This is a genomic window from Actinacidiphila oryziradicis (assembly GCF_005047355.1).
Taxonomy (GTDB): Bacteria; Actinomycetota; Actinomycetes; order Streptomycetales; family Streptomycetaceae; genus Actinacidiphila; species Actinacidiphila oryziradicis.
In genome coordinates, this window is the sequence record NZ_SUMC01000078.1 from 26572 (window position 1) to 34216 (window position 7645).

The 7645-nt window shown below is 66.7% G+C and carries 10 protein-coding genes and 1 pseudogene; 6 read left to right on the forward strand and 5 right to left on the reverse strand.

Features of this window, described 5'->3' with window-relative positions; all coding sequences use genetic code 11:
* Positions 1-278: 278 nt before the first annotated feature.
* The 4 genes from FCI23_RS41635 to FCI23_RS41650 all read right to left on the reverse strand — a co-directional run bounded on the left by FCI23_RS41635 (position 279) and on the right by FCI23_RS41650 (position 2315).
* On the reverse strand, positions 279-692 hold the full coding sequence (locus FCI23_RS41635; protein WP_136729288.1) for a DNA-binding protein: 414 nt from the start codon (positions 690-692) through the stop codon (positions 279-281).
* Positions 674-958, reverse strand: a complete 285-nt coding sequence (locus FCI23_RS41640; protein WP_136729289.1) for a hypothetical protein — start codon at positions 956-958, stop codon at positions 674-676. The genes FCI23_RS41635 and FCI23_RS41640 overlap by 19 nt, the downstream gene beginning before the upstream one ends.
* Before the next feature lie 656 nt (positions 959-1614).
* Positions 1615-2058 (reverse strand): PIN domain-containing protein, encoded by a 444-nt coding sequence (locus FCI23_RS41645; protein WP_136729290.1) that lies wholly within the window; start codon positions 2056-2058, stop codon positions 1615-1617.
* A complete protein-coding gene (locus FCI23_RS41650; protein WP_136729291.1) occupies positions 2055-2315 on the reverse strand; it encodes a ribbon-helix-helix domain-containing protein in 261 nt (86 codons plus the stop codon). The genes FCI23_RS41645 and FCI23_RS41650 overlap by 4 nt, the downstream gene beginning before the upstream one ends.
* Before the next feature lie 438 nt (positions 2316-2753).
* Between FCI23_RS41650 and FCI23_RS41660 the strand changes: the two genes are divergently transcribed.
* The 3 genes and pseudogenes from FCI23_RS41660 to FCI23_RS41670 all read left to right on the forward strand — a co-directional run.
* Entirely contained in the window at positions 2754-3032 is a 279-nt protein-coding gene (locus FCI23_RS41660; protein ID WP_136729293.1) for a ribbon-helix-helix domain-containing protein, read from the forward strand.
* A complete protein-coding gene (locus FCI23_RS41665; protein WP_136729294.1) occupies positions 3029-3448 on the forward strand; it encodes a hypothetical protein in 420 nt (139 codons plus the stop codon). The genes FCI23_RS41660 and FCI23_RS41665 overlap by 4 nt, the downstream gene beginning before the upstream one ends.
* A 140-nt stretch (positions 3449-3588) precedes the next feature.
* Positions 3589-3798 (forward strand): annotated as a pseudogene (locus FCI23_RS41670) (transcriptional regulator); the annotation flags it as partial.
* A 216-nt stretch (positions 3799-4014) separates the two neighbouring features.
* On the opposite strand, the gene FCI23_RS41680 reads toward FCI23_RS41670, so the two are convergent.
* Complete coding sequence (locus FCI23_RS41680) at positions 4015-4440, reverse strand: OsmC family peroxiredoxin (RefSeq protein WP_136729295.1); 426 nt, start codon at positions 4438-4440, stop codon at positions 4015-4017.
* 395 nt (positions 4441-4835) lie between these two features.
* Here FCI23_RS41680 and FCI23_RS41685 point away from each other — a divergent pair, with 395 nt between their 5' ends.
* The 3 genes from FCI23_RS41685 (at position 4836) to FCI23_RS41695 (ending at position 7550) form a co-directional block, all read left to right on the forward strand.
* The gene (locus FCI23_RS41685) at positions 4836-5330 is read left to right on the forward strand and encodes an SseB family protein (protein WP_136729296.1); all 495 of its coding nucleotides are present in this window, start codon (positions 4836-4838) and stop codon (positions 5328-5330) included.
* The gene (locus FCI23_RS41690) at positions 5293-5502 is read left to right on the forward strand and encodes a hypothetical protein (protein WP_136729297.1); all 210 of its coding nucleotides are present in this window, start codon (positions 5293-5295) and stop codon (positions 5500-5502) included. Before FCI23_RS41685 ends, FCI23_RS41690 begins: the two co-directional genes overlap by 38 nt.
* Positions 5503-6038: 536 nt before the next feature.
* The gene (locus tag FCI23_RS41695) at positions 6039-7550 is read left to right on the forward strand and encodes a flavin monoamine oxidase family protein (protein WP_136729298.1); all 1512 of its coding nucleotides are present in this window, start codon (positions 6039-6041) and stop codon (positions 7548-7550) included.
* The last annotated feature ends 95 nt before the right edge of the window (positions 7551-7645 follow it).

Genomic DNA, 7645 nt, shown 5'->3' on the forward strand with positions numbered 1-7645 from the left:
CCCGAGTCCCTGACACACAGCTCGCCGCGGCGTCAGCGGTCCGTCCAGCGGCGTACGAGCGAACTCCGTGCTCATGACCGCCCAGTCCCGCATCGAACTGGCTCAGATGTGGGGCGGCGGCCTGCTGGTCTTCGTGATCGCCATGCCGTCGGCCCGAACAGCCATGCTGTCCGGGCCGACGTCGTTAACGAACCGGCGCCCGGGATTCCCTACCAGAACCCGTGCCCATAGCCGACGGGCGAAGAGATGCCCCCGACTCAACTCGCTCTGCGCCTCGGTTATACGGACACAAGGCGCACTCGGTCACCGCAGAGCTTTGTCATGTCGTCGACGTCGGAGGTGAGCAGCACGACGGGCCGCCGTTGCCGCAGCGCCATCTCGGCAACAGCGGCGTCGATGGCGTACTTGTGACCGTGCAGCCCGGCATTGATCAGCAGGGCGGAGGCTGCCTTGGCCTCCTCGTCACCGACGGGCACAATCCGCACGCCCGACAGCACCCAGGCGAGCCGCGCCTTGTCAGTACGGCGATGCGCAGCCTCAATGATGGTCAGCGCACTGATCACCGCCTCCATGCCCCTCTTACGGGCTTCGGCCACCAAGGCGACGACCGGCTCGTGATCACCAACGAGCTTCGACAAGCCCTCGCAGTCAAGAACCAGAGTGCCTTCATGGCTCAGCTTGCGGCGGGCCACTCGCCCTCCTCGGCAAACACCTCGTCGAAGATCTGGCTGGCCCGCTGCTGCTCCGGTCCGGAGATCGGCCCCTTGCGGCTTTCGTAGTCAGCCAGGTACTCGTCCAGGATCTGGCCCCGCAGCTCGCGCTCCACCGCCTCCGTGATGAAAGCGGAGAACTCCCTCTTGCCGACCCGACGGCGGATCGCCTCCGCCGTCCCCTCGGGAAGCGACAGGCTCACCCTGGTCGCGGGCCCCTCGCCAACGCTGTACGGAACCTCATCCATGAATCCAACTTTATCAAACAAGTAGGAATTCGGCCTCACCGGCCCGGCCACCCCTTGGTTGCAGTTTTTGGCTGCATTCACCTTCGTTCAGCACTGTCCACAGCTCGACCGGCAGGCCGCTCCGCCGCGGGTCAGACGCCCCCCGATACACCCGAACCCCCGGACGGAGACTTGGAAAGCGCGTGGGGGGCAACCCTCACGAGTTCGAATCTCGTATCCCCGCACCCGCCCGACCAGGCGAAACGAAGTGCCGGACCGTGATCGCGGTTCGGTACTTCGGCGTGCTCTGGTTGCGGTTTTGGTTGCATTTATATCGCGGCCGCTGCCCGGTGACGCGGCGCTGGCCGCCTACCGGGTGGTTCGCCTACCGCATGGGCCTGCCGTCGCCGGGGAGTGGCCCGGCCCGCTCGACTTGTCCCCCGCAGGAGCTACAAGAATCTGTCCACCGTGGGGTGAAGTGCCGGTGGTATGCCCGCTCATACCGTTCCTGGCACACGTTGTCGCGGCACGCCAAGCGCGGCCGCGATCTGCCGTCGCCCAGGAAGGACAGCCTGATCATGTCTGCATCCGCCGTTCCGCCCGTCGTCTCCGACACCGCGCCGCGGCGCACGGACCGGGTGCGGCGGTGGGCGGTGCCGCCGGGTGGCTGAGGAACTTCAGAGCGGAAAGTCGTCGGGCAGGACGCGGAAGGACTTGTGGCGGCCGAGGGGGCGTACGGCGCGGAAGTCCCGGCGGTCGAGGGTGAGGACGGCGTCGGTGCCGTATTCCGATGCCAGGGCGACGTTCACCGCGTCGGCCAGGTCGAGGTTGAGCGCGGCGTACCGGCCTCTTACGGACTGCGCGGTCGCCAGGTGCCCCTCGGTGATCTCCGGTACGACGATTCGACTGAGCCGCATCCAGCGCCGGATGTCGTCGATCGCACTCACCGCAGCCTCACGACCCAGTTCACGCGTGGCAACGTGGTCGATCTCCGCAAGCAGCAAGGGGGACATGACGAGAAGACCGGCAGCCATGATCGCCTCGTTGGCCGCCTGATGTTCCGGGTGCGCAGAGTCGAGCGCAGCCAGCAGACCCGAGGTGTCCGCAACGATGATGATCACGCGGCGGTTCCAGGCCGACTCTCCCGCTGGACGGCGTCAGCCACTGCGTTCCGCACGTCCTCCTTCGTCTGAGTACGACCGGACCCCTCGAAAGTGCGGGAGAACAGCGGCTCATCCCAAACCCGGTTAGCCATGGCAGCGAGATGAATACCCTGGCGGATGATCTCAGCTTCGCTGATGCCGCGACGCGCGGCCGCTTCCTTGATGATCGCGAGATCCTCAGGATCGGCGTAGACATTCGTTCGCTTCATAGACATGTACCAACCATAACACCTGTACCTTCGATGGTACACGTTCAACGGCGAGCCTCTGGCCTGCGAGGCGGTACAAGGCGAGTACCTGCTGGTTCCGTCAGCGCCAGCCGGCCGCCGGTGAGCTGGGCGAGGCCGCCCGCCTGGAGCAGCATCGGCCAAGCGAAAGCGGCGATGGCTTCGCTCGGGTGGAAGCCAGCGCCGTCCAGGACACCCGCGACTGCCTCGACGGTGGCCGCACCGGGGCGGCACGTCTTCTCACTGCAATCCGCCACTGGATGAGGCCAACGCGCGGCCGTTGCACTTCACGAGGCCATGAAAAGAGAGTCACCTGGCCGTGCCACGGGTCTCCCAATCCGGGTGGGCGATCACCACCGGGCGGACACAGCGGGAGTGCCCCGAAATACTGGTAAGGAGATCGACACCCGGAGTATGGTCATCTGTATGGCGACCAAGAAAGTAACCGTGACGATCCCCGAGGATCTCCTTGACGAAATCCGTGCGGAGGCGGCCGAGCGGGGCTTGTCTGCGTACGTCGCCGAAGCGCTGCGTTTCAAGCGCGACCGGGACCGGCTGCAGGAACTGGTCGATTGGCTGGAGGAGGAACACGGCCCGGTCACCGAGGACGAGCGCACGGCGGCGCTGGAGGAACTGGACGACCTCGACGCCGAACACGACCGCCGCCGCGCCGCCAGGAAGAGCCGCGCTGGAGAGGCCGCGTGACGAAGCGAAGCGGTGAGCACCGACCGCTGCGGATCTTCGTACTCGACTGCGAAGCCCTGTCCCTGGCCGTGCGCGGCGACCGGATGATGATCGCCCGGCTCGACCTCGCGGCCCGGGGCGAAGCCGAGGTGGTGACGTCCCCGATGACGCTGGTGGAGGCATACGACGGCAGGACCACCGAGCAACGCTGGGACTGGGTGCTCTCCCGCCTCAAAGTCGCCGACATCGGGAAGGACGAGGCCCGACAAGCCCGCCGGCTCCTGGCCGACATCAAACTGCACGGCCACAAATACGCGATCGACGCCGTGCTCGCCGTCATCGCCCGACAGCAGAAGGGGCAGGTCACCGTCTTCACCTCGGACGTGGACGACCTGGAGAAACTGCTCCCGGCCAGGATCGTCGTCAAGAAGGTGTGACCCTGCCTATGGTCTCAGTTTTGGTATTCACTGGCGTTCACCGGCGTCCGGAAGCCCCTCCACCGATCACTTCACCCCAGATCAGGGCCGCCCGCGAACCTGCTGGAGCGGTGCACGACGACCCTCACCGACCGCCTCCAGCCGACCTCAGGCCGGTGGTCCGCAGCTGCCTGGACTGGACGGAGCGCCGTACCCACCTGGCCGGCGCGGTCGGAGCGGCGCTGTGCAAGCGGGCCTTCGACCAGCGCTGGGTGGAGCGGATCGGCTCCGGCCGGGCGCTCAGGGTCACCGCGGAAGGCGGTCGGGCTTTCCGGGAACTGCTCGGCATCGACGCGCACATGGGTCCCTGACCCCGTGACGTCGGCCAGCGGGTGGCCGATGCCGACGATCGCGTCGACGCGCTCAAGCCGTACAAGACGGTGCGTCAGCCCGGCGTCCTGTCGGTGGTCAGGCAGGGCATGGGCCACCCGCATCGATTTCGCCGCGCAGGAACGCTGCGGCCACCGAGGGCGGGGATGCCCCCTCCTGCCGGAGCGAAGAGGGGGCGTGGTGTCGCGTTCGCGGTGTCAGGACAGGGCGGAGGTGAGCGTGATCGTCGTGCCCGTGAGGGCCTGGCTCACCGGGCAATTGACCTTCGCGTCCTCGGCCGCCGCCTTGAAGGCGGCCTCGTCGACACCCGGCACCTGGCCCTGCACCGTGAGGTGGATTCCGGTGATGCCGGTGCCCGGCTGGAAGGTGACCGCGGCCTTCGCCGTGAGCAGCGTCGGTGGGGTTCCGGCCCTGGTGAGAGTGTTCGCCAGAGCCATCGAGAAGCAGCTGGAGTGGGCAGCGGCGATCAGCTCCTCGGGGCTGGTCCTCCCGTTGGGCTCCTCGGCGCGAGAAGCCCAGGTCACGGGGAAGTGGCCGACTCCCGAGGAGTCGAGCGTGACCTCCCCGAGGCCCTTGAGTAGTTCGCCTTCCCACTCGGTGTGAGCATTGCGCGTGGTGGCCACGATGAATCCCTCCTGCGTACGGATGACGTTTCCCCGATCGTCCGCCCTACGACGGCCGGCCCGGGCTTCCGACGCGCCGTACCGCACGACTCGCCGGTCCGTCTGTCCGCGAGAGGAGTCGCCGGACCAGGCCGATCCATTCGTGAGGCCGCCGTCCGGGGGAGGTGAGCCAGAGCGGTTCAGCCGTTGTCCCGGGACGGAGGATCGGCCGCGATCACCACTGATTCCCTGATCGAGAACGTCCCACAGAACAATCGGGCGGCATAGCCTTGGTGGTATTGCCACGCTTGCCCCGGCCCCGTGCCGCTGGGCGGCATCCGGCGGCGACTGCGGCAACCCATGCCCACCCGCATCGAGCGGGTGGCCGGTGAGCAACGCCGACGAGAGGACAAGCCATGAGCACCTCGGCTCCCGACGAACACGCGCCCCCGACCGAAGCGCCTTCCACCGAGGAAACCCAGTCCGCGGCGGAGGCGGCGGACACCCAGGCCACCCTGATCGATCTCGCGAACAGCGTGGCCCTGCTGCCGCAGGCACCGCCGGCCGAGGGCGAGGAGGAGCGTCCCGAGGGCGCTATCGCCCTGCCGGTGATCGAACAGGACGGTAATCGGTACGTCCCCGTCTTCACGACCGAGGACGCGCTGCTGGCGGCCGGGGGAGACCGCGGCACCGCGCTCCGCATCCCCGTCGTCGACCTGGCCGCGAATTGGCCGGAGGACGACCTGTGGCTGGCGGTCAACCCGTCCTCCGACCAGGGCCTCGCCCTTCCCCCCGACCTGGTGCGGGCGCTGCCCGTCTTCAGCCGGCGCAACGGGCAGGTCGGACCGTCGGGCCAGGCTGGTGTGGAGGGAAATGGCGTCGGAGAGCCCGGCCAGACCCCGACCATATGACCCGCCCCAACAGCGGGTCAGCGGTGAACGCCTGCCGTCGACACCGTCGCTCGACTTCCCCGCCGCCATCAACACCGGACCCGGGCCCATGCTCGACTTCGGCGGGGCGACCGCGGACGGCGTCGAGCTCCCGGTGTGGCCGATGCTGCTCACCAGCTCGGCCCGCTATTGAGTTCGCGGTCGCGGACGCGGGCCCACAGCAGCCAGGCCCCTCAGCGCCGTGGCGCCGTCGAAAAGCCGCCGGCAGGTGTTGGTCGCCGCGAATCGCTGCCAGCCGCTGCCGGGGTCCAGAAAGCCCACGAGGCGGCGATTGGCCACGTCCCAGTCGCCGATGAGTGCGCACTGCGGCCGATCGCGTGCTACCGCCGGCGGCCAACCACGAGACGCGCCGTCGCGCGGCTCAAAATCGCTGTTCCCGCCGACACCGGTCCGGATGGTTCCGGAAAATCGGAGTGTGCACGGCAACGGGAATTCGAAAGCCCGGCGACCGTCGGGAACCGTCGGACGGGGCCGAACGACACAGCGTTGATCCCGCCGATATCGTTTCTGCTTGCATTTCCACACCGGTCTGGTTCGGTTCGCACCGGAGGAAAAAGTCGAACTGGCAGAATGACAATCGGATGACATGCCATGGACGCAAGGTTCTATTTCTTGCCATAAAGATCCATTCTAGTGACATGCCACCGCCTGCCATTTAATGTATTGGCCGTGAAGTCTGAAACGGATAACTCGCTCGGGCGCCGCGGTTTCATCGGCGCTGCCGCGGCTTTCACTGCCGGTACGGTCACCTCCGCTTCGGGGCTCGGCGCCCTGTCGGTTGCCAGGGCCGACGACCGTGTGACGAACACCAGCCAGGACCTGGCCCGAAAGCTCCTGCTGGTGGGCGAAAATGGTGAGGACCTCAAACTCAGATATCTGAATATTCTCATCGACCACGGTCTGACCAGGACGACCAGCCCGAAGAAAATTATCATCGTGGGCGCGGGCATCGCCGGACTGACCGCCGCGACCCTGCTGAAGGGAGCCGGTCACGAGGTCACCATTATCGAGGCGAATGCCAACCGGACCGGGGGGCGTATCAAGACCTTTCGCGGAGTGTTCAGCGACAAGTCGCTGCACGCCGAGGCGGGGGCCATGCGACTGCCGGATTCCCACCCCCTGGTCCTGGCGCTCGCCGACAAACTCGCGGTCAAGCGCCATCTGTTCTACAACGCGGACGTGGCGCCCGGCGCTCGTCCGGTGGGATCGGTTCCTCCCGTCGTCTACAAGGCCTTCACCGGCGAGACGTGGAGCAATGGCAAGCCCACGCAGTTCGTCGCGCCGAAGCCGACCACCCGCAGTTATATCCAGGTCAACGGGATGCAGGTGACGCGAGGCGGTTACGCCGGTTCACCCGGAGCGGTCAACCGCTCCTTCGGTACGTCGGTGACCACCACCATGTCGGCGGCGGTGGACAAGGCACTCGCCCGGGCCACCGTGGGGTCGGATCTGAAGATCAACGACCAGATCGCCGCCTGGGCCAAGGTCATCAAGAAGTTCGACAACTACTCCACCCATCGGTATCTGGTGGAATACGCGGGATGGGACCTGGCGCGCGTTCAGGCCGCGGGCACGCTGGAAAACATGACCTCGCGGCTGCACTACTCGCTGTTTCCGACGCTGATGGACCGCGCGATCATCAACCCGAGCTCCCGGTACTGGGAACTCGAAGGCGGCACGGCGTCGCTGACCGACAAACTCACGCAATCGCTGAGCGGTGTCATCCGGTTCAACCGGCGAATGACCAAGCTCATCCAGACGGGAAGCGGCGTGCGGATCGAGACCACGGCGGAGTCCGGGAGGGAGGATTCCTGCGATGGCCGCCCGCAACCTCCGCGTGAGACGTTCGAGGGAGACTACGCGATCATTACCGCGCCGTTTTCCGCGGTACGGTTCTGTGAATTCGAGCCCGCCTTGTCCTATCCGAAGCGGCGGGCCATCACCGAACTGCACTATGACTCGGCGACCAAGGTGCTGCTGGAATTCAAGAACCGCTTCTGGGAACAGGGCCCACGCGGCTTCACCGGCGGCGGATGCGTCTCCGACAGCCCCAATCGCTTCACCTACTTCCCTTCTCTGGTCGAGGGGTCGAGGGGAGGCGTCGTGCTCGCCTCCTACACCTGGTCGGATGACGCGATGCGCTGGGACTGGCGGTCTCAAGTGGTGAGCGCATCAAGCTGACGCGATGAATTCCTGCAATTTTTCTGCCGGAGTCCGCCATCCCAGCGTTTGCCGAGGGCGTCCATTCAGTCGCGCAGCGATCTCATCAAGCTCGG

What these genes read in the sequence shown, in the direction of transcription:
- FCI23_RS41640 (WP_136729289.1), bottom strand. Translation starts at nt 958, where the DNA reads ATGGATGAGGTTCCGTACAGCGTTGGCGAGGGGCCCGCGACCAGGGTG.
- FCI23_RS41650 (WP_136729291.1), bottom strand. Translation starts at nt 2,315, where the DNA reads ATGTCTATGAAGCGAACGAATGTCTACGCCGATCCTGAGGATCTCGCG.
- FCI23_RS41660 (WP_136729293.1), top strand. Translation starts at nt 2,754, where the DNA reads ATGGCGACCAAGAAAGTAACCGTGACGATCCCCGAGGATCTCCTTGAC.
- FCI23_RS41685 (WP_136729296.1), top strand. Translation starts at nt 4,836, where the DNA reads ATGAGCACCTCGGCTCCCGACGAACACGCGCCCCCGACCGAAGCGCCT.
- FCI23_RS41690 (WP_136729297.1), top strand. Translation starts at nt 5,293, where the DNA reads ATGGCGTCGGAGAGCCCGGCCAGACCCCGACCATATGACCCGCCCCAA.